Origin of the sequence: Sphingomonas sp. CCH5-D11, from assembly GCF_001557395.1 — a bacterium.
GTDB lineage: Bacteria > Pseudomonadota > Alphaproteobacteria > Sphingomonadales > Sphingomonadaceae > Sphingomonas.
On sequence record NZ_LSKH01000040.1, the window covers coordinates 1 to 23,696 of the forward strand.

Below are 23,696 nucleotides of genomic sequence, written 5' to 3' on the forward strand. Positions count from 1 at the left end.
GCCGAAGCCGCCGCGGTCACCGCCAAAGCCGCCGCCGCCGAAGCCGCCGCCACCAAAGCCACCGCTGTTGAAGCCGCCGCCGCCGAAATCTCCGCCGCCGAAATCGTCGCCACCAAAGCCGTCACGCTTGTCGCGCCCGCGTCCGCCACGATTGCCGCGGCCACCTTTTTCGTAACCCATAAACCCTGTTCGTCTTCCCGCTCCGCCCGCAAATCAGTTTCAAGACCCGCGCGATGGACGGCCGGCGCAGGGCTTTGTGACGCGGAAGCTGGTGCGCCACAGGAGTCGTCATAGCGCATTGGCGCGTCTGCTGCGAACAGATTCGTCGCGCAGAGCAAGTATTACGCAACGAACATTGCGCAACTGTCGCGCTTAAAGCACAGCTTACCGCTGTCAGGGCGCTTGTCCCACCTCATTTTCACCGGTTGTTGAGCCGGACGGCGCCGCGCGCTACGGCGTGCCCCATGGCCGTTTATTTCCATGAAGAAGATCTTCCGGGTGATGTGTTCGCACCGGGTGCCCCGCTCGCCGTCGATACGGAGACCATGGGGCTCATCACCCCGCGTGACCGGCTTTGCCTGGTGCAGATCTCGGACGGGCTTGGCGACGAACATCTCGTGCGGTTCAGTCCCGGGTCGGATTATGCCGCGCCGCATCTGCGCGCCGCGCTGGCTGATCCTGCCAGGCTGAAACTGTACCATTTTGGTCGTTTCGATATTGCCGCGATCCGCCATTACATGGGGATCGTTGCCGCTCCGGTTTACTGCACCAAGATCGCCTCGCGCCTGATCCGCACGTACACTGATCGTCATGGTCTGAAGGAACTGGTGCGCGAACTGCTCGGGCAGGAAATCTCCAAGCAGCAGCAATCCTCGGATTGGGGTGGACCGGAATTGAGCGACGCGCAGCGCGAATATGCCGCTTCCGACGTTCGCTATCTCCATCGCCTGCGTGAGGAGCTCGATCGGCGGCTGGCACGCGAAGGGCGCACGCAGATTGCTCAGGCCTGCTTCGACTTTCTACCGCATCGTGCCGAACTGGATCTGGCCGGCTGGGCTGAAACGGACATCTTTGCGCATGCCTGACGCGGGCTTCGCCGTCCTGCGCGCGACCGTGCCCGGCCGGGTCACGGACGTGAATCGCGCGCGGGGCGGGCGAAACTTTTGGCGTCTTCCTCGTTTCTCCTGGTCTGCCCATCCGATCAGACTCACAGGAAAGCGCGCCCATGTCTGACATCGCCGTCCGGGAACGATCCCGGCGCCAGCATTGGGCCGCGCCCGGCAGCCGGCATGACCGGATCATCGCGACCACGCACTGGCTTTTACCGGTGCTGATCGGCGTGCTTGCCGCGTTTCTGGTCATGGCCCCGCTGACCACGGCGGGCGACGTGTCGTTCGTGCTCGACAAGAACAAGGTCGAAGTGGCCAAGGAACGGCTGAAGATTCAGCGCGCGCAATATCGCGGCTCGGATGCGAAGGGACAGCCATTCACGCTCAATGCTGGCTCCGCGGTACAGCGCAGCTCGGCGGAGCCGGTGGTCGAAATCAACAAGCTGGCGGCGCAGATCCGGTTGCAGGACGGCCCAGCCACGCTGACTGCGCCTACCGGCCGGTATGACATGGAAAGCGAGCGGGTGAAGGTCGACGGGCCGATCGCATTCCGCGGTCCCAACAACTACAGCCTCGATACGCAGGATGCGACGGTGGATCTCAAGACGCGCACGCTGCGCTCGTCGAACAGCGTGACGGGCACGGTTTCGCAGGGGAACTTCAGCGCGGATCGGCTTGATGCGGATCTTGAGGCTCGAACCGTTACTTTACGCGGCAATGCCCGCTTGCGCGTAAACCCGCGAGGGGCGAGATAGCGCGCCATGAAACGCGCGGCCCTCCTCGCCCTTCTGTTCGCATCCGGCGCGATCGCTCAGACGCGCCATAACACCAACGCGCCGATTGATTTCGGCGCGGACACGATTGAGCTGCAGGATCGCGCCAACCGCGCGGTGTTGTCGGGCAACGTGGCGGTGCGTCAGGCGGAAATGTCGCTCAACGCGGCGCGCATGACAGTGAACTACACCGGCCAGGTGGTCGGCGGAAATCCGCAGGTCTCTCGTCTGGATGCGGCGGGCGGCGTCGTCGTGCGTCGGCCGGATCAGACGGCGCGCAGCCAATATGCGGTTTATGACCTGAACCGGCGCGTGATCACCATGGTGGGCGCGGTCAGCCTGACACAGGGCGCCAATACGGTGAACGGCGGCCGCCTGACGATCAATCTTGATACGGGCCGGGCGGTGATCGATGGCTCGTCGGTCGCTGGCGGATCGGCAGGCGGCGGGAATGTGACAACGGCGCCGTCGGGCCGCGTGACGGGCACCTTCTCCGTTCCGAAGCGCAACTGATCGCAAGGGGGCTTTCGCCGCGCCGCAAGCTCATGCATGAATCCTGCCAAAGTCGGATCGCGTCAGCGTACCGGCAGGCAAGCGCAAGGCTGCAGACGAACGATGGACGATACGACCACCCTCTCCCATGCGGAGCCGATCCACGAAGCGCCGATCCTGAGCGGCCTTCAGGTCGTTTCCATCGCCAAGTCCTATGACAAAAGGGTGGTGCTGAGCGACGTTTCCGTGTCGGTGGCGCGGGGCGAGGTGGTCGGCCTGCTCGGCCCGAACGGCGCCGGCAAGACGACTTGCTTCTACTCCGTCATGGGCCTGGTGAAGCCGGATGCCGGCCGGATCATGCTGGACGGAGAGGACATCACGGGCCTTCCCATGTACCGGCGCGCCATATTGGGCCTTGGCTATCTGCCGCAGGAAACCTCGATCTTCCGTGGCCTGACGATCGAGAAGAACATTCTGACCGTGCTCGAACTGGCGGAGCCCGATCCCGCCGCACGGCAGCACAAGCTTGATACTTTGCTGGACGAGTTCGGCCTGACCCGCCTGCGCGATGCCCCCGCAATGGCGCTTTCGGGCGGTGAACGCCGCCGCGCTGAAATTGCACGTGCCTTGGCCGCCGATCCAACGATCATCCTGCTCGACGAGCCGTTCGCCGGCATCGATCCGCTGTCGATCGCGGATATTCGCGCGTTGGTGAAGCAGTTGAAGCAGCGCGGCATCGGCGTTCTGATCACCGATCACAATGTGCGCGAAACGCTGGACATCGTGGATCGCGGCTACATCATCTACGATGGCCGGGTGCTGTTCACCGGCGCGCCCGCGGATCTCGTTGCCGATCCCAATGTGCGTCGCCTGTATCTCGGCGAAGAGTTCTCGCTCTGAGTTGATGGCTATGGTGACCATCATCGTCTTTCCGGCGACAGATGGGATCGCGCCTGGCCACATGCCACTTGCCAAGCCGATGCTCGCCGGATGAGCCTCGCGCCTCGCCTCGACCTTCGCCAGTCGCAATCGCTGGTGATGACGCCGCAATTGCAGCAGGCGATCAAGTTGCTTGCGCTGTCGAACCTCGAGATCGAGGGAGTCATTGCGGAGGAGCTGGAGAAGAATCCGCTGCTGGAAGCGGTGTCGCCCGGTGAGGACGAGCCGTTCGCCGAGCGTGAGCGCGAGGTTCTTCGCGATGAACCCGCGCCGGCCGACGAACTCGTCCTTGCCGGAGAGGCCGCTGGCGAAACATTGGACGTCGACATCGCGGCTGAGCGGTTCGATGATGCCCCGTCGGACAGCGGCAGCAGCGTTGGCGACGGGCTTGGCCTGAACGGTACGGCCAGTGGCCCCGGCGAGGACGCGCCAGACCTTGATGCCTTCGCGGCAGCCGCCCCGTCGCTGGCCGATCATCTGTCGCAACAGGCCGGCGAGGTGCTGACGGGCGCGGATCTGTTCGTCGCCCAGCATCTGATCGACCTGATCGACGAGGCGGGCTATCTGACCGCCAATCTGCTGGAGGTGTCCTCCAGGCTAGGCGTACCACTCGCGCAGGCCGAGCGTGTTCTTGGCGTTATTCAGACCTTTGATCCGACAGGCGTCGGCGCTCGCGATCTGGCCGAATGTATCGCGCTGCAGGCCAGGGAAGCGGATCGCTATGATCCCGCGATGGCCAGGCTGATCGCCCATCTTGATCTCGTCGCGCGCGGCGAACTGCCTCGTCTCAAGCGCATCTGCCAGGTCGATGACGAGGACATGGCAGACATGATCCGCGAGCTGCGCAATTATGATCCCAAGCCCGGCGCCCGCTTCGGCGGCGAGCCGATGCAGGCCGTCACGCCCGATCTCCACGTGCGCCGGACTCGGGGCGGCTGGGTGGTGGAGATCGATAGTTCGACGCTGCCGCGCGTGCTCGTCGATCGCCGCTATCATGCGCAGCTCGCCGCCGGACCGCAGGACAAGGCGTCGAAGGCATGGCTTGGCGACATGCTGGCGAGCGCCAACTGGCTGGTGAAGGCGCTCGACCAACGTCAAAAGACCATCATCCGCGTCGCGACCGAGATCGTGCGGCAGCAGGAGGCGTTCTTTCTGCACGGCGTGTCGCACCTGCGCCCGCTGACGCTGCGTCAGGTGGCGGACGCGATCGAGATGCACGAATCCACGGTCAGCCGGGTCACCTCGAACAAATATCTGAGCTGCGCGCGCGGGCTCTTTGAACTGAAGTACTTTTTCACCTCCGCCATTCAAGCGGCCGACGGCGGCGACGCAGTATCCGCAGAAGCGGTGAAGAGCGCCATCAAGGGCCTGATTGCGAACGAGGGCGCCAAGATCCTGAGCGACGACACGCTGGTCGAGCTGCTCAACGCCAAGGGCTTCGACATCGCACGCCGCACGGTTGCGAAATATCGCGAGGCGATGGGGATCGGCAGCTCCGTGCAACGCCGGCGTCAGCGCGCGCTGGGCGGCGGGTAGACCGCCCACCACCAGCCGCCATCCCGAGCTACGTCCGGGGTTCGTGGCGCAGCGAGCACTATTGCCGAACAGTCACGTCGACCTAATCCTCCACCGTCATCCCGCGCTTGGCCGACATTCAAGATGCCGCGCGCGCCATACCATCGGGTCGGCGGGGCCGGGTGCCTGCTGAAGGCCGGCATGGCTGTTATGGAGAGCGCCCGATCCTCGTCGGCGCCAGCCTTCGCGGAATGCTCCTCATTCCGGTCACGCCCGACATGAGGAGCGGTCGCGAAGGAGCGCCTTACCCCAGCAGCGCCCGTGGCACTTTCACCTTCATGTCCAGCAACTGCTGTCCCTTGCCCTTGGCCAGCGCATCTAGGCGCAGGCTGGCGAATTGCCCCCCGCCCAAGGATTGAATGCAGTGAAGGTTGATCGCGTTCATCCCCGGCAGATCGTATCGTCGGACCTCCGGGTGTGACGCGCCTTCAAATTCATGGGCGAAGAACGCCTTCACTGCGTCTTCGGTCAGGGCGGCGCGGATCCAGGGAAGGAACTCCGGCCGGCGCGCAATCACCCCGACGTTGAAGGCGTTCCCCTTGTCGCCGGAGCGCGCCCAGGCGACTTGGATCAGCGGCACCTCCACCAGATGCTCGGCGGCGTCAGCGTCCTCCCCCGCTAGCGGCCGGACGATCATCGTCGCGTCGAACGGGGTGGCCGGCGCCGGGTTTTCCACGGTGATCGTCTCCCCTCCCAGCGAAATTTTGGCGGAGACGGATCCGCCGTCGACCAGGAACGAGAAGACCTGCGATACCGGCGAGATCGTCGGCCGCGCCCCGAACCAGCCGGTCGATCCCACGCTCATCGACGTGGTCGGCGAATCGAATTCGCGCATCATGATGTTCAGCGCATCGGCGTCCTCATGCTCCGCACCGATGCGGGCGATCACCTCGCGGGTGGCGGAGAGCGCCGGGCTGGCCTGAGCGCCATAGCTCGCCTCCGTCCCCAACAGCTCGACGCGCGTGTCGCGCAGCGGCGGCAGGTTCCGCCCGCGTAGCATTTCGCCCACTCGGGTCAGCACGGCCTCAGCCTGCGCCTGCGCCTTTCTCGCCGCATCGCGCCCCACCACGGGCATGATGCCGATGAAGCGATGCCCGTTCTCGAAGGTCACGCAGGTCTTGAGCTTGCCCGTCGGCGGATATCCCTTCGCATTGGAAACGCGCACCCGTCCCTCGCCGTCCTCGGTGACGCTCAGCTGGGAAAAGTCGCACACCACGTCCGGTAACGCATAGGCCTGCGGATCACCGACCTCGTAGAGGATTTGCTCGGAAACGGCCGCCGGGGAGACGAGCCCGCCGGTCCCCTCCGGCTTGGTGACGACGAAGTCGCCGTCGGCGTGGCATTCGATGATCGGATAGCCGATATGCGCCCAGTCCGGCACCTTTTCCCAATCGGTAAAGAGGCCACCGGTCGCTTGCGCGCCGCATTCGATGACATGGCCGGCGAGCGATCCGGCGGAAAGCCGGTCATGATCGTCCGCTTGCCAGCCGAATTCATGCATCAGCGGCCCCAGCGTCAGCGCGCTGTCCACCACCCGGCCGGTGATGACCACATCCGCGCCGGCAGCGAGCGCCGCCGCGATCGGCCCGCCGCCGAGATAGGCATTGGCGGTCCACACCTTCTTCGGATCGGGAAAGGGCAGGTCACTGAACATCTCGAGTATGCCATTGGCGGCAAAGTCGGGCACGCGATCGATCAGGTCGTCGCCGGTGATGATCGCGATGCGGAACGAGATGCCGGCCTCGGCGGCGATTTCCTCCATCCGCGCCCGGCACGCCTCCGGGTTCACGCCGCCCGCATTGGTCACGACGCGCACGCCCTGTTCCTTGAACTCGCGCAGATTGTCCTTCCACACCCATTCGGTGAAATCGCGCGCATAGCCCTGGTCGGGGCGGACCTGTTTCAGCTGGCCGAGCGGCGCCATGGTCGCCTCGGCCAGGTAGTCGAGGATCATATAGTCAAGCTTGCCGCTAGCCAGCAGCTGCGGCGCTGCGACCGAGCTATCGCCCAGGAACCCGCCCGCGCCGCCGATGCGCACGATTTTGGCCATCCGCCCTCTCCCTATGTTTCGGAAGAGGGTAGACGGATTGAACACGGAGGCAAGCTTCACCCCTCCCGCTTCCGGGAGGGGGCATCCGATCAATCAGCGAACGGGTCGCGCACCAGGATCGTGTCCTCCCGTTCGGGGCTGGTGGAAACCAGCGCGACCGGGCAGTTGATCAGTTCCTCGATACGGCGGATGTATTTGATCGCCTGCGCCGGCAGGTCGGCCCAGCTGCGCGCACCGGCGGTCGATTGCGACCAGCCTTCCATTACTTCGTAGATCGGCTCCACCGCCGCCTGATCCGCCGCATGCGACGGGAAATAGTCAAGCGTCTCGCCGCGCAGCTTGTAGCCGGTGCAGATGGAGATCGTCTCGAAGCCGTCGAGCACGTCCAGCTTGGTCAGCGCGATGCCGGTGATACCGCTGACAGCGGCGGACTGGCGCACCAGCACGGCATCGAACCAGCCGCAGCGGCGCTTGCGCCCGGTGACGGTGCCGAATTCATGCCCGCGCGTGCCCAGCCGCTCGCCGGTCTCGTCCTCCAGCTCGGTCGGGAACGGGCCGGAGCCGACACGCGTCGTGTACGCCTTGGCAATGCCCAATACGAACCCGACGGCGCCCGGTCCGAGGCCGGAACCACCCGCCGCCGTCCCGGCGATCGTGTTGGAGGAAGTGACGAACGGATAGGTGCCGTGATCGATGTCGAGCAGCACGCCTTGCGCGCCCTCGAACAGGATGCGGCGGCCACGGCTGCGCGCGTCGTTCAGGTCGCGCCACACCGGCTTGGCAAAGGACAGAACGAAATCGGCGATCTCGCGCAGGTCGGCCAGCAGCCGCGCACGATCGATCGGCGGCTCGCCGAAACCGGCGCGCAGCGCATCATGGTGCGCGGTCAGTCGATCGAGTTGCGGATCCAGATCGTCCAGATGCGCCAGGTCGCAGACGCGGATGGCGCGGCGGCCGACCTTGTCCTCATAGGCGGGCCCAATGCCGCGCCGCGTGGTTCCGATCTTCCCCGCGCCGCTCGCATCCTCGCGCAGCCCGTCCAGGTCGCGATGGAACGGCAGGATGAGCGCGCAAGTGTCGGCGATGCGCAGCGTGTCAGGCGATACCTTCACACCCTGCGCCGACAGTTTCTCCACCTCCGCACGCAGGGCCCAGGGATCGAGCACGACGCCATTGCCGATGACGGAGGGCGTACCGCGCACGATCCCCGACGGCAGCAGCGACAGCTTGTACACCTGCTCGCCCACCACCAGCGTGTGGCCGGCATTGTGGCCGCCCTGAAAGCGCACCACCATGTCGGCGCGCTCGGCCAGCCAGTCGACGATCTTGCCCTTGCCCTCGTCGCCCCACTGGGCACCGATCACCGCTACATTCGCCATGGGTACAATACTCCCCCTGCCGGGATGATCCTCGCCGCCCTTCGACAGGACTCGGCGGCAAGGAAGGGCCAGAAATTGCGCCGCGCGGTTAGCGGGGCATGATGGTGGCTGTCAAACTCCTGCGCGCTTTCAGAGCGGCCGGGCCTCGCCGTCGACCAGCAGATGCGTGCACAATTGCTTCTCCGGCGTATCGCCCGGCTCCAGCGCGGCAACGGTCACCCAGCCGTCCCGGCGCATGGCCGCGCCTGCTGCTTCGGGCGTGCCGACCGGCAGGAACAGGCGGCGGCGCTCGCTTGCGTCATTACCCGCGACAGCCGCGGCGAACAGCGAAAAGCCGGTCGCCGCCTCCTCCGCGCCGTTTTCGTGCATCAGCGTGTAGGTGCCGCCGCGTCCGACTTCGCGGGTCGCACCTTGCGCAAACAGTGAGAAGCCCAGCCACGTCTGATATTCGAAGCCATGCCGCTCGGTAGGATCAAGCGTCAGCGTCGCACGCGACCCCAGCGCCGCCGCAATAGCTTCCAGACCGTCAAGCCGCGTCGCCAGGACGTTGCTCGTATCGAAGGCGCGCAACCGCTTCACCGCAGCCTCGAACGGCCCGGCCGCCTCGATCAGCGGCAGATAGGCCGGCGCGAGCTCTGCAACCGCGCCGGCATCCTTGGCGTCCAGCCGATCGCGCAGCCGGTCGACATCCTCGACCGGCAGCGGCCCGGCGGCGAGCGTATCGACCAGGTCAGGGAGCGTGAAGTCGACCGACACGCCCGTCGCGCCAGCCGCGGCCAGTGCCTCGACCGCCACCGTCACCACCTCGCGTGCCGCCGCGACGGTATCGAGACCGATAAGCTCGCACCCGATCTGCCGCGCCTCGCGCTCCGGCTGCAGCGCGCCGCCACGCAACTTCAGCACCGAACCGGCATAGCTCAGGCGAACGGGGCGCGGATGGTGCGCCATGCGGGTCGCGGCGATGCGGGCGACCTGCGCGGTGATGTCGGGGCGGATCGCCATGGTACGCTGGCTCACCGGATCGACGAAGCGCACCGCATCGGCCAGCCCGCCATCCTTCAATCGCGAGCCAAGCCCCTCGGCGAATTCAGCCAGCGGCGGATCGACCCGCTCATAGCCATAGGAACGCGCCAAGCCGAGCACGCGTGCCTCGACACTTGCGGCACCATCAGCATGCGGCGGCAGCCGATCACGAAACCCTTCGGGAAGCAGCGTGGTCATGCGAAAATCTCCCTCTCCCCTCCGGGGAGAGGGCCGGGGAGAGGGGCAGTCACAAGCGCAACAGCGATTGCCTGCAGCACACCGGCCTCGTTCCGCATGACGTCAGCGTTGGTGAAACGCAGCACACGATATCCTTCACGTTCCAGCACAGCCGTCCGCTGCGCATCGCGCGCTTCGTTGCTTGCGTGGGTGTCGCCGTCAACCTCGATGATCAGCTTGCGCGATCGGGCACAAAAGTCGGCGATATAGCGGCCGATCACGACCTGGCGGCTGAACTTGACGTCGCCGAACCTTTTGCCGCGCAGGTGATACCAGAGCCGCGCCTCGGCCGACGTCATCTCGCTGCGCATCGCCTTCGCGCGCTTCAGCAGGTCAACATCGGTTCTCGTCACTGCCCCTCTCCCCTGCCCTCTCCCCGCCAGCGGGGAGAGGGAGAAGAGGTGCCCGTCCCGCTCGCCTCTCGCAAGCGGCACAAGCATCGGCATCACATCAGAACCGCAGCCCCATGGCGGTCTTCACGCCCGGCAGCGCCTTCACCTTGGCCAGCAGCTCCGCCGTCACCGGCTCGTCGACCGACAGCAGCAGCACTGCCTCCCCGCCGGCCTGGCGCCGACCGAGGTGGAACGTGCCGATGTTGACGCCTGCCTCGCCCAGCGTCGTGCCGAGCCGGCCGATGAACCCCGGCGCATCCTCGTTCACGACATACAGCATCGCGCCGGTCAGATCGGCCTCGACCTTGATGCCGAACAGCTCCACCAGACGCGGCGCCTGATCGCCGAAGAGCGTGCCTGCGACCGAGCGCTCGCCGTCCGCGGTGCGTACCGATACGCGCAGCAGCGTGTGGTAATCGCCCTCGCGCTCAGTGCGGATCTCGCGCACTTCCATGCCGCGATCACGCGCCAGCACGGGCGCGTTGACCATGTTAACCGTGTCGGTCTGCGTGCCGAGGAAGCCCTTCAGCACCGCGCTGGTCAGCGGCTTGGGGTTCAGCTCCGCCGCGGCGCCTTCCGAGTGGATCGACACGCGGTCGATCGCGCCATGCGCCAGCTGGCCGACGAGGCTGCCGAGCTTCTCGGCAAGGCCCATGTACGGCTTCAGCTTGGGCGCTTCCTCAGCCGACAGGCTCGGCATGTTGAGCGCGTTGGTGACGCCGCCCGAGACGAGATAATCGGCCATCTGCTCGGCCACCTGGATCGCCACGTTGACCTGCGCCTCGGTGGTGGACGCGCCGAGGTGCGGCGTGGAGATGAAGTTCGGCGTGTTGAACAGCGGGCTTTCCTTGGCCGGCTCGGTCACGAACACGTCGAGCGCCGCCCCGCCGATATGGCCGCTGTCGAGGCCCTGCTTCAGCGCCGCCTCGTCGATCAGGCCACCACGGGCGCAATTGATGATGCGCACGCCCTTCTTGGTCTTGGCGAGATTCTCGGCCGACAGGATGTTGCGCGTCTGGTCGGTGAGCGGGGTGTGCAGCGTGATGAAATCGGCGCGCGCCAGCAACTCGTCCAGCGTCACCTTCTGCACGCCCAGTTCGATCGCGCGCTCCTCGGTGAGGAACGGATCGAAGGCGACGACCTTCATCTTCAGACCCAGCGCGCGATCGGCGACGATCGAGCCGATGTTGCCCGCGCCGATCAGGCCCAGCGTCTTGCCGGTCACCTCGACACCCATGAAGCGGTTCTTTTCCCACTTGCCCGCCTGGGTGGAGCGATCCGCCTCCGGCAGATCACGCGCCAGCGCGAACATCAGCGCGATGGCATGCTCGGCGGTGGTAATCGAATTGCCGAACGGGGTGTTCATGACGACCACGCCCTTCGCGCTCGCCGCGGGAATGTCGACATTGTCGACGCCGATGCCGGCGCGGCCGACGACCTTGAGGTTGGTCGCGTGCTCAAGGATCTCCTTGGTCACCTTGGTGGAGCTGCGGATCGCGAGGCCGTCATACTGGCCGATGATGGCCTTCAGCTCGTCCGGCGTCTTGCCGGTGATCTCGTCCACTTCCACGCCGCGCTCGCGGAAAATCTGCGCGGCCTTGGGGTCCATTTTGTCGGAAATGAGAACTTTTGGCATTTTGAAGTCTCCCTCTCCCCGCTGGCGGGGAGAGGGTCGGGGAGAGAGGCAGTCAAGAGCCCCGCATCCGACCCTAAAGATTGTTGTGAAAAGCGGAGAGGGACTGCCCCTCTCCCCGGCCCTCTCCCCACAAGTGGGGAGAGGGAGAAATCAGGCGGCCGCTTTGGCCGTCGCGTAGGCCCAGTCCAGCCAGGGGCCGAGCGCCACGATATCTGCGGTATCGACCGTGGCGCCGCACCAGATGCGCAAGCCCGGCGGTGCATCGCGATACCCGCCGATGTCGAGCGCCGCGCCTTCCGCCTCCAGGAGCGCGACCATCTTCTTGATCACCGCTTCGTCGGCATCCACCGTCAGGCACACGCTGGTGGTCGAGCGCGACGCCGGATCAGCCGCCAGATGCCCGAGCCAGTCGCGCGCCTGCACGATCTCGTCCAGGGCCTTGGCGTTCGCATCGGAGCGCGCGATCAGCCCGCCAGCGCCCAGCGACTTCGCCCACTCCAGCGAGAAGATCGCGTCCTCCACCGCCAGCATCGACGGCGTATTGATCGTCTCGCCCTTGAACACGCCCTCGGCGAGCTTGCCCTTGGAAACGAGGCGGAACACCTTCGGCAGCGGCCAGGCGGGAGTGTACGATTCAAGCCGCTCCACCGCACGCGGGCCAAGGATCAGCACGCCATGCGCGCCCTCGCCGCCCAGTACCTTCTGCCAGGAGAAGGTGGCGACATCGATCTTGTCCCACGGCAGGTCGTAAGCGAACACGCCGCTGGTCGCGTCGGCGAAGCTCAGCCCCTCGCGGTCGTCGGCGATCCAGTCGCCGTTCGGCACGCGCACGCCGCTGGTGGTGCCGTTCCAGGTGAACAGCACGTCGTTCGACCAATCGACTTCGCCGAGATCGGGCAGCTGGCCGTAGTCGGCGCGGATGATCGTGGGGTCGATCTTGAGCTGCTTGACCGCGTCGGTCACCCAGCCTTCGCCGAAGCTTTCCCAGGCGAGCGCGGTGACGGGGCGGGCGCCCAGCATGGTCCACATCGCCATTTCGAAGGCCCCGGTGTCCGAACCCGGAACGATGCCGATGCGGTGCGTATCAGGGAGCTTTAGCAGCTCGCGCATCAGATCGATGCAATAAGCGAGGCGCTGCTTGCCGATCTTGGAACGGTGCGAGCGGCCGAGCGAGACGTCGGACAGCTTGGCGGCATCCCAGCCGGGAGGCTTGGCGCAGGGACCAGAGGAAAAATAGGGTCGCGCCGGCTTTGCGGCGGGTTTCGCAGGCGCAAGAGTGGTGTCGGCGAGCGTCGTATCAGTCATTTAAGACTCTCCTTACAGAGAGCACGCGCGGCGTTGGGACCGCGTGGCCCGCCGACGGCTCTAGTCAACCGGAGCTAACGTGGCAACCGCCTGACGGTGCCACCGACTCGGCTCAGCCTTCCGCACGCTCCATTCGGCCCGGCTGCCGCCGCACGTGCTTTCCTTCTGGGAAATCGTGTAAAAAAGGGGGGCGCGTCATCGATCGCGGCGCGAACGGGGGGCTTGGTGCGTTCGTTTTTCCTTCTGGCGCTCGCAACGTTGCTTGCCGCGTGCGGCCGGTCGGAGCCGCCGGCGCGTTCCGATTCGCGCACGCCCGTTCGGCGCGTCGACGGGCCGATGTCGCGCGAAACCGCACAATGCCACCGCGACCTTCGCGCGCTCGGCGTCGCATTCGAAGTGCTGCCCGACCGCCAGTTCGCTCCCGGCTGTGGCATCGTGGGAACGGTGAAGCTGCTCGACATCGGCGTGCCCACGACGAACCTCGGCGCGATCCGCTGCGGCGCGGCGCGCACCTATGCGCAATGGGCGCGCAACGCGGTCGCTCCTGCCGCCTATCAGATCCTCGGTAGCGAGCTTGCCAAGGTCGAAAGCATGGGCACCTACAATTGTCGCAACGTCGCCGGCACCGCGCGCCGCTCGGGCCATTCGATCGCCAATGCGCTGGATATCGGCGGCTTCCAGCTGAAGGACGGCCGGCGGATCACGATCCTCAACGACTGGAACTCGCCCGACCCCGATGTGCGCCGCTTCATGCAGGTCATCCATCGCTCCGCCTGCAAGCGCTTCGGTACGGTGCTGAGCCCCGACTATAACAGCGCGCACCGCAATCACTTCCATCTGGAGGACGACAAGGCCGATTTCTGCCGCTAAAGGCCCACGAAATGACAGAAACTCGCGTACCGAGCCGCACCTTTCCGCGCGCTCGCCAGGATGCCGAATCGGCCAAGGGCAACATCTCGACGCCCCAGACCGAAAATCCCGCCTACAAGCTCGCCTTTCAGGACATGGATTTCCTCCTGCGTGAGGATCTGCGCCCCGTCCGCTTCCAGCTCGAGCTATTGAAGCCCGAGCTGCTGCTGGAGGAAGCGCATATCGGCTCCACCTTTGTCGTCTATGGCTCGGCCCGCATTCCGGAGCCCGCCAAGGCGCAGGCGATGCTCGACATGGCGGATCCGGAACACCGCCACATTGCCGAGAAGCTGGTCGCCAAGTCGAAATATTACGACATGGCGCGCGAACTCGCCCGTCTCGCCAGCAACTTTCCCCGTGATGAGCAGGGGAAGCGGCATTTTGTGGTCTGCTCGGGCGGCGGCCCGTCGATCATGGAAGCCGCGAACCGTGGCGCGGCGGACGTTCATGCCGAATCGATCGGGTTGAACATCGTCCTGCCGCACGAACAGGCGCCCAATCCCTATGTGACGCCGTCGCTGTCGATGCAGTTCCACTATTTCGCGCTCAGGAAGATGCACTTTCTCCTGCGCGCCCGTGCGCTCGCCGCGTTCCCCGGCGGCTTCGGCACGTTCGACGAGCTGTTCGAACTGCTGACGCTGATCCAGACCGGCAAGGTCGCCCCCATCCCGGTGCTGCTGTTCGGCCGCGAATTCTGGGAAAAGGTGGTGAACTTCGAAGCGCTTGTGGAGGAAGGCGTGATCGCAGAGCGCGATCTCGACATCTTCACCTATGTCGAAAGCGCTGCCGAAGGCTGGGCGGTCGTTCAGCGCTTCTATCAGGAGCGGGCGCAGCAGGATCCGGCGCCGCCGGCCTGACACACGAGGCGGCCGGGTGCCGGATCGCTCCGGCCTATCCTGCCCGGTCGAGCAACAGGTCGCGGGCCGCGTTCAGCGCCCGCGCCTCGTCCGCAGAGCCGCCACGATCGGGATGCGCCTCAGCCATCAGCCGCCGATGCGCGGCGCGGATGGTCGCTTCGTCCGCGGCGCGGTCCACGCCCAGGAGGCGCCGTGCGGCGGCCGCATCGCCCGGTTCCTGCGGCACGGCGCGCTGGCGTACCTTTCGCCCGCCCATACCGTTCTTCCACAATCGCCAGCCGGCATAGGCCACCAGTAGCGCGATCAGCAGCTTGAACATCATGCGACAGAGGTCAGCGCTGGCTCGGGCAGCGACAGCCCGGCCATCATTTCGCGCAGTTCCTGCCGCGCCGCGACATGCCCCAGCCCCATTGCGCCGAACTCCTTGGCATCAAGCATGGTAAGGCCGGACGGGAAGAGTTCACGATAGATCACGCGCTCGCCAAGGCCGGGGATGACGCGAAAGCCAACCCGCTTCGCCAGCTGATCCAGCGCGTCCGACACGCGCCGCATGTTGCGCGCCTCGATATGCTGCAGGCGATTGCGCAGCACCACCCAGTCGATCGTCGATCCGTCGGCCTTCGCGCGTGCCTTGCGGGCGTCCCAGATCAGCTCGGAATAAAAGCTTGGCCGCGTCACCTTGAAGGTTTCGGGGTGAACCTGCCCGATCAGATCGAAATCGACGAAGCTGTCATTCATCGGCGTGACCAAGGTGTCGGCCCGGGTGGCCGCGGCGCGGGCATAGGGATCATCGCGGCCAGGCGTATCGATCACCAGGAAGTCCGCGCCCTGCAGCATCTCCGCATAAGCGTCCTCGAAATCCTCATGCGCAGTGCGATAGCGCGGGATCGCGAGTTCCGATCCGGTGCGGCGTACCGATTCCGTACGATTGTCGAGATAGCGCCCCATGGTCCGCTGGCGATGATCCAAATCGAGGCAGGCCACGCGGGCGCCGCGAACCGCCAGGGCGATGGCGACATGCACCGCCGTCGTCGACTTGCCCGTCCCGCCCTTCTCATTGGCGAAAACGATCACATGGGTATTGTCGGGACCGGTCGGCAAATCGTCGCATCCTTTGTTGATCGCGTGCAGCGATCCCCATAGATGCCCGCCGGTTAGGTTTCGAGTGGAGTTTCGCCCGCGTGCAGACCGTGCGTGATTTGAACGACCTGCGCGCAGCGATCGCTGCCTTCCGCGCGGATGGCGCGCGCGTCGCCCTTGTCCCCACCATGGGCGCGCTTCACGCCGGCCATATCGCACTGGTCGAGGCGGCGAAGCGCCCGGGCACGAAAGTGGTCGCCTCCATCTTCGTCAATCCCAAGCAGTTCGGACCGAATGAGGATCTCGCGCGCTACCCGCGGCGCGAGGCGGCGGATTCGCGCATGCTGGTGGAGGCCGGGTGCGATCTCCTCTGGTTGCCGCCGGTCGAGGCGATGTACCCGGACGGTTTCGCCACGAGCATCGGCATTACCGGCGTGACCGAGGGGCTGGACGGCGCCGCGCGGCCTGGGCACTTCGACGGGGTCGCCACTGTTGTCGCCAAGCTGTTCAATCAGGTCGGCCCCGATGCCGCCTATTTCGGTGAAAAGGATTTTCAGCAGTTGCAGGTGATCCGTCGCTTGGTGACGGACCTGAACTTCCCGATCGAGGTTGTCGGCGTGCCGACTCAACGCGACGATGACGGCCTCGCCCTGTCCTCCCGCAATATCTACCTCGACGAGGAGGAACGGGCCAAGGCGGTGGCCCTGCCCCGTGCGCTTGGCGTCGCGGCGCGGGAAATCGCGCGTGGCACATCACCCGCCGACGTGCTGGCGGAGGCGCAAGCCAGCCTGGTCACCGCCGGCTTCGTGGTCGATTACGTCGCGCTGGTGGATGCTGAAACGCTGACGGAGGCGCCGGCAGCAGACCGCCCGCGACGCCTGCTTGCCGCGGCACGAATGGGGCAGACCCGGCTTATCGACAACATAGCGATACCGCTGGATTAACCATTAACGATTTGGTGAGGCGAATCGCTGCACGTTGCGCCTGGGGGAACTTGAACCAGGGGCAATCGACATGGGGACCAGCCTGAAAGGTGCGCAGCTGCTGATTGACAGCCGGCTGCCGGATGCGATGCGCGGCGACGGACACGCCTGCTACGATCTGGGCGTCGCTTATTCTACCGGCACGGACGGTGCCGATTACGATCTCGTTGAAGCGCACAAATGGTTCAACTTGGCCGCAGTCGCCGGCAACGCTGCCGCTCAGGCCGCGCGGGCGGAGATTGCGGACGACATGTCGGCACGCGAAATCGCCACCGCCCAGCGTGCGGCACGCGCGATCCTCGCAATGGGCCAGCGGCGCGCGGCATAAGCGCCGCCGTCGGCGCTGGCGCTCGGCTCAGGTAAGCAGACTGGTGCATGCGGGGCGGCTCACGCGTCGGCTCGTGCCACGATCATCGTTCATACTGAGCTTGTCGACGCAGGGGCCGAAACCGCCTGGCGACAAGCACGGGACGAACGGCACAGGTGAGCAAAGCCTGCCGTAAACCCTATCCTTGTTGCAAAGCACCTCCCCGGCGAACACCGGGGAAGCGGATCACGGTCGCCGGATCAGGCCTCAATTGTCCTGGCTAGCGACATAGCCATCGTACCGACCACAAGTCTCCGGATCCTTGCGGCAGCGCTTTTCCCAGTCGCGCCGCTCGCGGCCCTCGCGCGCCTCCTTCTTGCGCATTTCCCGGCCGTAGTTGCGATCGGCCTCGTCTTGGCTGGTGGTGGTCCAGTCGACGACCTGCCCTGCTGCCTTGAACGGTGCGGTCACAACGCTGGCTGCCGTTCGCACGCATCCGCCCGCAATCAGCGGAAGCAGGGCGGCAGCTGAAATCACAAGCACTTTACGCATCACTGAGCTCCCCGCGCGCCATTGCGCGCCCGCACGCCTATAGCAGGGAAATCAGTGAAGAACCCGTCGATACCAAGGCCAAGGGCCGCCGAAATCTCGGCATGGAGATCGCCCTGCCCCTGAGGATCGTCGGCCCGCCGATAAGCAGCGGGCAGGAACTGGTTCTCGGCCCGGTAGGTCCAGGGGTGGACGCGCAGTCCCGCTGCATGGGCATCACGCACGATCCCGCTGGGCACGGTGCCTTGCCACAGCATCGCCTTGTTCGGCCCGATCCCCCAGGCATAGGCCGAAATCGCCTTCAGCCCTTCCGGCGTGACCATGTCGGCATAGCTTCGCGCCGCGCCATCGGCAGGCCCGGCGGCGCCGTCGATCAACTGGATCAGCCGCACCTGGGTCATTGATTTCAGCCGCTGGAGGTTCTTGACCTCAAAGGACTGGATGAAGACCGGCGCTTGCGCATCATCCCATCCGGCGCGCCGCAGCGCAGCCACGAGCGGCGCGTCGGTCCCTTTTCCGATTGCGGCGAAATAGGTCGGGTGCTTGGTTTCCGGATAGATCGCGACCTTGTGCTGCTTGGCCAGCGCGATCACCTCGTCCAGCGTCGGGATCGTCTCCTGGCCGTCGAACGCGCGATTGCCCGGCCGCAGCTGCGGCAGCCGCTCCCTCGCGCGCAGCGTCTTCAACTCGGCCAGGGTGAAATCCTCGGTGAACCAGCCCGTCACCGCGCGGCCATCGATCATCTTGGTCGTGTGCCGGCCGGCGAACTCGGGATGAGCCGCAACGTCGGTTGTCTCGCCGATCTCGTTTTCGTGCCGCGCGACCAGCACTCCGTCGCTGGTCGGCACCAGATCCGGCTCGATCACGTCAGCACCTTGCGCGATCGCCAGTTCATACGCCGCGATCGTGTGCTCCGGTCGTTCTCCCGAAGCGCCACGATGCGCGATGACGATCGGCGCGGAGAGCGGGACGGAGTGTGGATCGGCCGGTTGCATCGGCGCTGCTTGCCGCGAAGCGCATCCGCCCGCCAGCGCCATAACAAGAAATATCGCGGCATACTTGGATCGAATGAACGAACGGCGCATATTGCCTCCATGCGCTTCACCATCAACGGCAGCAAGCGCGAGGCCGATCCCGATATCCGAGCCTCGCTCCTCGACGTTCTCCGTGAGGAGTTCGCCCTGACGGGCACCAAGAAGGGCTGCGATCATGGTCAGTGCGGCGCCTGTACGGTGTTGGTGAACGGGCGGCGGATCAATGCGTGTCTCACGCTCGCGGTGATGCATCAGGATGATGACATCGTGACGATCGAGGGTCTTGGCAGCAGCGATACGCTCCATCCCATGCAAGCGGCGTTCGTTCGGCATGACGGTTATCAATGCGGTTATTGCACGCCGGGGCAGATTTGCTCCGCGGTCGGTATGCTCGATGAAATGGCGAAGGGCTGGCCAAGCCACGTCAGCGATGATCTCTCCGCCCCCGTATTCGACGAGGCCGAAATCAGCGAGCGGATGAGCGGCAATCTCTGCCGCTGCTCCGCTTATCCGAACATCGTCGATGCCATTCGAGAGGTTCACGCGCAGGGGCAGGAGGCATGAAGACCTTCGATTATGCCCGCGCCGACAGCCCGGAGGAAGCGGTGCGCGCCGGCGGCCGCTTCATCGCCGGCGGCACCAATTTGCTCGACCTGATGAAATTGCAGGTCGAGACGCCGGAAAAGCTGGTCGACATCAGCCGGCTCGCTCTGAACACGATCGAGGAACAGGATGGCGGGCTGCTGATCGGCGCGCTCGTTCCCAACAGCGACCTTGCCGCCGACCCGCGCGTCATCGCGCTCTATCCGGCGCTCAGCCGTGCGCTGCTCGCCGGCGCCTCGGGCCAGCTGCGCAATAAGGCGACCACCGGCGGCAATCTGCTCCAGCGCACCCGCTGCTATTTCTTCTACGACACCCACGCCGCCTGCAACAAACGCGTGCCCGGCAGCGGCTGCGACGCGCTGGGCGGGTTCAACCGCATCCACGCGATCCTCGGCACCAGCGATCAGTGCATCGCCACCCACCCTGGCGACATGCCGGTGGCGATGCGGGCGCTCGACGCGACGGTGGTGACGCTGAAGCCCGATGGCGATCGCCGCCGCATCCCACTCGGCGAATTTTACCGCCTGCCCGGTGACACGCCGCAGATCGAGACGTTGCTGGAGCCGGGCGAGCTCATCACCCACATCGCGCTTCCCGCCCCGGCGGCCGGTGCGCGGCAGCTTTACCGGAAGGTCCGCGACCGCGCCTCCTACGCCTTCGCGCTCGTCTCGGTCGCGGGGGTCGTGACAGTTGAGGACGGCACGATCACTCATGCTGCGCTCGCTTTCGGCGGCCTCGCCCACCAGCCATGGCGCGATCCCGCCGTTGAGGCCGCGCTGATCGGCAAGCCGGCCGGGCAGGCAGCCTTCGATGCCGCCGCCGATGCGCTGCTCCGCGACGCACGCGGCTTCGGCCACAATGATTTCAAGATCCCGCTCGCACGGCGCGTGCTCGTCGCCGCGCTGCGCGATCTGACCGCGGAGCCGGCATGAACGATCTCGCAATGGACGCGCCCTATCGTCCGGCGGCGCTCGACCGCGCCCGGCAGGGCCTGCTCGGCAAGCCGCTCGACCGCTACGAGGCGCGCGAGAAGGTCAGCGGCGCCGCGCCCTACGCCTTTGAGCAGGCCCCGGAAAACACCGCCTATCTCGCCATCGTTCAGGCCAGCATTGGCCGTGGGCGCGTCACGGGCATCGATGCGGCCGAGGCGGAGGCTGCGCCCGGCGTCGTCGCAGTGATCCACGGCGACCCTCGCATGCCGACGGGCGAGGGCAATTCGCGCGCCATGTCCGCCATCGGCAAGGATGAGGTGTTCCACTACGGCCAGGGCGTGGCGATCGTCGTCGCGGAAACACAGGAGGTCGCCCGCGCCGCCGCGCGCCTCGTCCGGGTCAGCTATGACGAAGCGCCCGGCCGCTTCGACGCCGCCGCGGTGGAGATCCAGCGCGATCACAAGCTCGGCTTTCTCCCCCCGGTGAACCGCGGCGATCTGGATACGGCGCTCGCCGCGGCGGAGGTGGTGATCGATCGCACCTACACCACCCCGATCCACTTCCCCGCCGCGCTTGAGCCGCATGCCACGCTCGCCTGGTGGGAGGGTGACCGGCTTGTCGTGCGCACCAGCAATCAGGTGATCGGCGGCGCGAAGGGCACGATCGCCAGCGCGCTCGGCATCGAGGCGGATCGCGTCCGCGTGCTCGCGCCTTATGTCGGCGGCGGCTTCGGCGGGAAAACCGGCGTTGGCCCGGAGGTGATCTTCGCTGCCATCGCTGCCGAGAAGATTGGCCGACCGGTCAAGGTCGCCCTCACTCGCCGCCAGACCGCCTATATGGTCCACCATCGCTCCCCCACGACGCAGCGCCTGCGCATCGGCGCCGACCACGACGGGCGGATCAGCGCCATCGGCCACGAAAGCGTCGCCTACCAGAACGACGACAGCGCTTTCCTGGAGCCGGTACCCTTCGGCACATTGCCGCTCTACGCCGGCGAGGCGCGCCGTTTCCGCACCGATCTCGCGCGGATCGACCTGCCGGCGACGGGTGCGGTGCGCGCGCCGGGCGAGGCGATCGGCACCTTCGCGGTTGAATGCGCGATGGACGAATTGGCCGAGCAGCTTGGCCTCGACCCGATCGAGCTTCGCCGCCGCAACGAACCGACGAAGGATCCAACCACCGGCAAGCGCTTCTCCACTCGCCGCCTGCTCGATTGCTACGACGAGGGCGCTCGCCGCTTCGGCTGGGATCGGCGCGAGACGACGCCCGGCAGCCGGCGAGAAGGCGAATGGCTGATCGGCATGGGCATGGCCGCGGCCTTGCGCGGCAATTTCACTGTCAACGCCGAGGCGGAGGTGATCCTGGGCGATGACGGCCGCGCGACCGTGCGCACCGACATGACCGACATCGGCACCGGCACTTACACGATCCTGGCGCAGACGGTCGGCGACATGCTCGGCCTGCCGATCGAGGCGATCGATGTGGTGATCGGCGACAGCGATCTGCCGCCCAGCGCCGGATCGGGCGGCTCGTTCGGGGCGGGCAGCGCCTGCGCCGCCGCCGCGCTCGCCTGCGAGGACATCCTCGCTGAGCTCGGCCGTCGCATGAATGCCGCGCCCGAGGATCTTCAGCTGGAGAACGGCGTGGTCACCGCTGGCGGTCGCAGCAACCCGCTCGCCGATCTCGTTCGCGGCTCCCCGATCAGCGCCCGGGGCAAGACCTCGCCGGGCAAGGAATCCCAGGCGACCAGCCAGGCGAGCCATGGCGCGCAATTCGCCGAGGTCGCGGTCAACGCCGTCACGGGCGAAGTGCGCGTGCGCCGCATGCTAGGCGTGTTCGACATTGGCCGCGTGCTCAATGAAAAGACCGCGAAGAACCAGATCATCGGCGGCATGGTCTGGGGCCTCGCCTATGCCTTGAGCGAGGATGGCGTGGTCGATCCGCGCAACGGCCGCTTCGTGAACCCCGATTTCGGCGAGTATCATGTCGCCGTGAATGCCGACGTGCCGCAGATCGAGGCCTATTTCGTCGAGGAGATCGACGGTTCGGCCAATCCTGTTGGCGCGAAGGGAGTGGGCGAGCTTGGCATCGCCGGCTCGGGCGCGGCGGTGGTCAATGCCATCCACAATGCCACCGGCGTGCGCATCTACGACATGCCGGTGACGCTCGACAAACTTCTCCCTCATCTTCCACCGGTGTAATTCATGGCTGATAACGACAGCGTCCTTTCCGCGGCTCAGACGTGGAAGGGCGACCGCATGGCGCTTGCCACGGTGGTCTCCACCTGGGGCTCGGCGCCCCGCCCGCGCGGCAGCCACATGCTGGTGCATGAGGACGGCCGGTTTGAAGGCTCCGTCTCGGGCGGCTGTGTCGAGGGCGACATACTCGATACAGCGGCGCAGGTCATCGCCGGCGCCCCATTCGCGGTTAAGAAATATGGCGTCGCCGATGCCAGCGCCTGGGAGGTCGGCCTGCCGTGCGGCGGCGAGATCAGCGTGATGGTGCAGCCGGTATCGGCCGAAGGCTTCGACCCCGAATTGTTTGACCGCATCATCGAGGCGCGCGCCGATGGCCAGGCGCTCACCGTCACCACCGATCTGGAGAGCGGTCACAGCGACCTCAGGCCGATCGAGACGGGAGAGATCTTCGCCAACCGCTACGATCCGCCGCGGCGGCTGATCGTCGTCGGTGCGGTGCAGATCGCCCAGTCGCTGGTCGGCCTCGCCCGTACCTTGGGCATTGAGACGGTGGTGGTCGATCCGCGCGGCCGCTTCCTTACCGATGAACGTTTCCCTGATACGGTGCTGGACGATCGCTGGCCTGATGAAGCCGTGGCGGCCTACAAGCCCGGCCCTTCGACAGCGGTGGTGACGCTCAGCCACGATACCAAGATTGACGATCCGGCGCTGATCGCCGCTCTGTCCACCAACGCCGGCTATGTCGGTGCGCTCGGCAGCCGCAGGAGCCACGCCGCCCGCCTTGAACGCCTCGCCGCCGCGGGCATCACGCCCGCCGATCTGGAACGGATCGACGGCCCGGTCGGCCTCGATATCGGCGCGATCGGCCCGGCTGAAATCGCCCTCTCCATCGCCGGCGCGATGGTGAAGGCTTTTCATGATCGCGGCTGAGAACACCGCGCTCATCCTGCTCGCCGCCGGCCAGTCGCAGCGGTTCGGGGGAGAGCGCAGCAAGCTGGACGAGCCGCTCGCCGGCCGGCCATTGGGGCTGCACCCGGCGGAGACACTGGCCGGCATCCCGTTTCGCGCCCGTGCCGCGATCGTCCGCCGCTGCCGCATCGACTATGCGGCGCACGGCTTTGCCGTGATCGAAAATCGCGATGCGGCGGCGGACATGGCCTCCTCGCTCCGCCTGGGCGTGGCGTGGGCCCGGGCGCAAGGCGCGGGTGCGTTACTGGTCGCGCTCGCCGACATGCCCTGCATCACCGCGGCGCATGTCCGCCGCTTGCTCGACGCTGCCGAGGGAGGTGACGCTGTCGTCGCCTCAGCCAGCACCGGCCGTCCCCCGCGCCTTG

The 23,696-nt window shown here is 66.3% G+C and carries 25 protein-coding genes; 14 read left to right on the plus strand and 11 right to left on the minus strand.

Annotated features, from left to right (window positions below):
• Positions 1–180, minus strand: a 180-nt coding sequence (locus AX702_RS22365; protein WP_197420478.1) for a hypothetical protein, incomplete at its 3' end; no start/stop codon positions are given.
• Between the two features lie 284 nt (positions 181–464).
• Here AX702_RS22365 and AX702_RS02715 point away from each other — a divergent pair.
• From AX702_RS02715 to rpoN, 5 genes are all read left to right on the plus strand, one after another.
• The gene (locus tag AX702_RS02715; RefSeq protein WP_066775859.1) at positions 465–1,085 is read left to right on the plus strand and encodes a ribonuclease D; all 621 of its coding nucleotides are present in this window, start codon (positions 465–467) and stop codon (positions 1,083–1,085) included.
• 140 nt (positions 1,086–1,225) lie between these two features.
• The gene (gene lptC / locus AX702_RS02720; protein WP_066775861.1) at positions 1,226–1,864 is read left to right on the plus strand and encodes an LPS export ABC transporter periplasmic protein LptC; all 639 of its coding nucleotides are present in this window, start codon (positions 1,226–1,228) and stop codon (positions 1,862–1,864) included.
• 6 nt (positions 1,865–1,870) lie between these two features.
• Positions 1,871–2,395 (plus strand): LptA/OstA family protein, encoded by a 525-nt coding sequence (locus tag AX702_RS02725; RefSeq protein ID WP_066775863.1) that lies wholly within the window; start codon positions 1,871–1,873, stop codon positions 2,393–2,395.
• A gap of 102 nt (positions 2,396–2,497) precedes the next feature.
• Complete coding sequence (gene lptB, locus AX702_RS02730) at positions 2,498–3,274, plus strand: LPS export ABC transporter ATP-binding protein (RefSeq protein WP_066775898.1); 777 nt, start codon at positions 2,498–2,500, stop codon at positions 3,272–3,274.
• Between the two features lie 90 nt (positions 3,275–3,364).
• A complete protein-coding gene (gene rpoN / locus AX702_RS02735; RefSeq protein WP_066775868.1) occupies positions 3,365–4,849 on the plus strand; it encodes an RNA polymerase factor sigma-54 in 1,485 nt (494 codons plus the stop codon).
• A 283-nt stretch (positions 4,850–5,132) separates the two neighbouring features.
• On the opposite strand, the gene AX702_RS02740 is transcribed toward rpoN, so the two are convergent.
• The 6 genes from AX702_RS02740 to AX702_RS02765 all read right to left on the minus strand — a co-directional run bounded on the left by AX702_RS02740 (position 5,133) and on the right by AX702_RS02765 (position 12,910).
• A complete protein-coding gene (locus tag AX702_RS02740) occupies positions 5,133–6,938 on the minus strand; it encodes an acyclic terpene utilization AtuA family protein (RefSeq protein WP_066775869.1) in 1,806 nt (601 codons plus the stop codon).
• 89 nt (positions 6,939–7,027) lie between these two features.
• Complete coding sequence (locus tag AX702_RS02745) at positions 7,028–8,317, minus strand: adenylosuccinate synthase (RefSeq protein ID WP_066775871.1); 1,290 nt, start codon at positions 8,315–8,317, stop codon at positions 7,028–7,030.
• Between the two features lie 129 nt (positions 8,318–8,446).
• On the minus strand, positions 8,447–9,538 hold the full coding sequence (locus tag AX702_RS02750) for an ATP phosphoribosyltransferase regulatory subunit (protein WP_066775873.1): 1,092 nt from the start codon (positions 9,536–9,538) through the stop codon (positions 8,447–8,449).
• Entirely contained in the window at positions 9,535–9,930 is a 396-nt protein-coding gene (locus AX702_RS02755) for an endonuclease domain-containing protein (protein ID WP_231731698.1), read from the minus strand. Before AX702_RS02755 ends, AX702_RS02750 begins: the two co-directional genes overlap by 4 nt.
• A 97-nt stretch (positions 9,931–10,027) precedes the next feature.
• Positions 10,028–11,605 carry a phosphoglycerate dehydrogenase gene (gene serA / locus AX702_RS02760; protein ID WP_066775875.1) on the minus strand — a complete coding sequence of 526 codons (1,578 nt, stop codon included), beginning with the start codon at positions 11,603–11,605 and terminating at the stop codon, positions 10,028–10,030.
• Positions 11,606–11,755: 150 nt separating this feature from the next.
• Positions 11,756–12,910: a phosphoserine transaminase gene (locus AX702_RS02765; RefSeq protein WP_066775877.1), complete on the minus strand. Its 1,155-nt coding sequence runs from the start codon at positions 12,908–12,910 to the stop codon at positions 11,756–11,758.
• Positions 12,911–13,132: 222 nt separating this feature from the next.
• On the opposite strand from AX702_RS02765, the gene AX702_RS02770 reads away from it, so the two are divergent.
• Entirely contained in the window at positions 13,133–13,780 is a 648-nt protein-coding gene (locus tag AX702_RS02770) for an extensin family protein (RefSeq protein ID WP_066775879.1), read from the plus strand.
• Positions 13,781–13,791: 11 nt separating this feature from the next.
• Entirely contained in the window at positions 13,792–14,676 is an 885-nt protein-coding gene (locus AX702_RS02775; RefSeq protein WP_066775880.1) for an LOG family protein, read from the plus strand.
• 34 nt (positions 14,677–14,710) lie between these two features.
• Here the strand turns inward: AX702_RS02775 and AX702_RS02780 are convergent, their stop codons facing one another.
• Together AX702_RS02780 and AX702_RS02785 are read right to left on the minus strand one after the other, a co-directional pair.
• Entirely contained in the window at positions 14,711–14,998 is a 288-nt protein-coding gene (locus tag AX702_RS02780) for a J domain-containing protein (protein WP_331710373.1), read from the minus strand.
• On the minus strand, positions 14,995–15,777 hold the full coding sequence (locus AX702_RS02785) for a division plane positioning ATPase MipZ (protein ID WP_066775881.1): 783 nt from the start codon (positions 15,775–15,777) through the stop codon (positions 14,995–14,997). The genes AX702_RS02780 and AX702_RS02785 overlap by 4 nt, the downstream gene beginning before the upstream one ends.
• A gap of 80 nt (positions 15,778–15,857) precedes the next feature.
• On the opposite strand from AX702_RS02785, the gene panC reads away from it, so the two are divergent.
• Together panC and AX702_RS02795 are read left to right on the plus strand one after the other, a co-directional pair.
• Positions 15,858–16,700, plus strand: a complete 843-nt coding sequence (gene panC / locus AX702_RS02790) for a pantoate--beta-alanine ligase (protein WP_066775883.1) — start codon at positions 15,858–15,860, stop codon at positions 16,698–16,700.
• A gap of 70 nt (positions 16,701–16,770) precedes the next feature.
• Complete coding sequence (locus AX702_RS02795) at positions 16,771–17,067, plus strand: hypothetical protein (RefSeq protein ID WP_066775885.1); 297 nt, start codon at positions 16,771–16,773, stop codon at positions 17,065–17,067.
• Between the two features lie 246 nt (positions 17,068–17,313).
• On the opposite strand, the gene AX702_RS02800 is transcribed toward AX702_RS02795, so the two are convergent.
• On the minus strand, positions 17,314–17,598 hold the full coding sequence (locus AX702_RS02800; RefSeq protein ID WP_066775887.1) for a hypothetical protein: 285 nt from the start codon (positions 17,596–17,598) through the stop codon (positions 17,314–17,316).
• Positions 17,598–18,590, minus strand: coding sequence for a glycerophosphodiester phosphodiesterase (locus AX702_RS02805; protein ID WP_231731699.1), 993 nt, complete (start codon positions 18,588–18,590; stop codon positions 17,598–17,600). The genes AX702_RS02800 and AX702_RS02805 overlap by 1 nt, the downstream gene beginning before the upstream one ends.
• Positions 18,591–18,689: 99 nt before the next feature.
• Here AX702_RS02805 and AX702_RS02810 point away from each other — a divergent pair, with 99 nt between their 5' ends.
• From AX702_RS02810 to AX702_RS02830, 5 genes are all read left to right on the plus strand, one after another.
• On the plus strand, positions 18,690–19,193 hold the full coding sequence (locus AX702_RS02810) for a 2Fe-2S iron-sulfur cluster-binding protein (RefSeq protein WP_082745943.1): 504 nt from the start codon (positions 18,690–18,692) through the stop codon (positions 19,191–19,193).
• Positions 19,190–20,164, plus strand: a complete 975-nt coding sequence (locus AX702_RS02815) for an FAD binding domain-containing protein (RefSeq protein WP_066775890.1) — start codon at positions 19,190–19,192, stop codon at positions 20,162–20,164. Before AX702_RS02810 ends, AX702_RS02815 begins: the two co-directional genes overlap by 4 nt.
• Entirely contained in the window at positions 20,161–22,365 is a 2,205-nt protein-coding gene (locus AX702_RS02820) for a xanthine dehydrogenase family protein molybdopterin-binding subunit (RefSeq protein WP_066775891.1), read from the plus strand. Before AX702_RS02815 ends, AX702_RS02820 begins: the two co-directional genes overlap by 4 nt.
• A gap of 3 nt (positions 22,366–22,368) precedes the next feature.
• Entirely contained in the window at positions 22,369–23,292 is a 924-nt protein-coding gene (locus tag AX702_RS02825; protein WP_066775894.1) for an XdhC family protein, read from the plus strand.
• Positions 23,279–23,696 (plus strand): nucleotidyltransferase family protein (locus AX702_RS02830; RefSeq protein ID WP_066775896.1); only part of this gene is annotated, 418 nt, incomplete at its 3' end. The genes AX702_RS02825 and AX702_RS02830, both read left to right, overlap by 14 nt.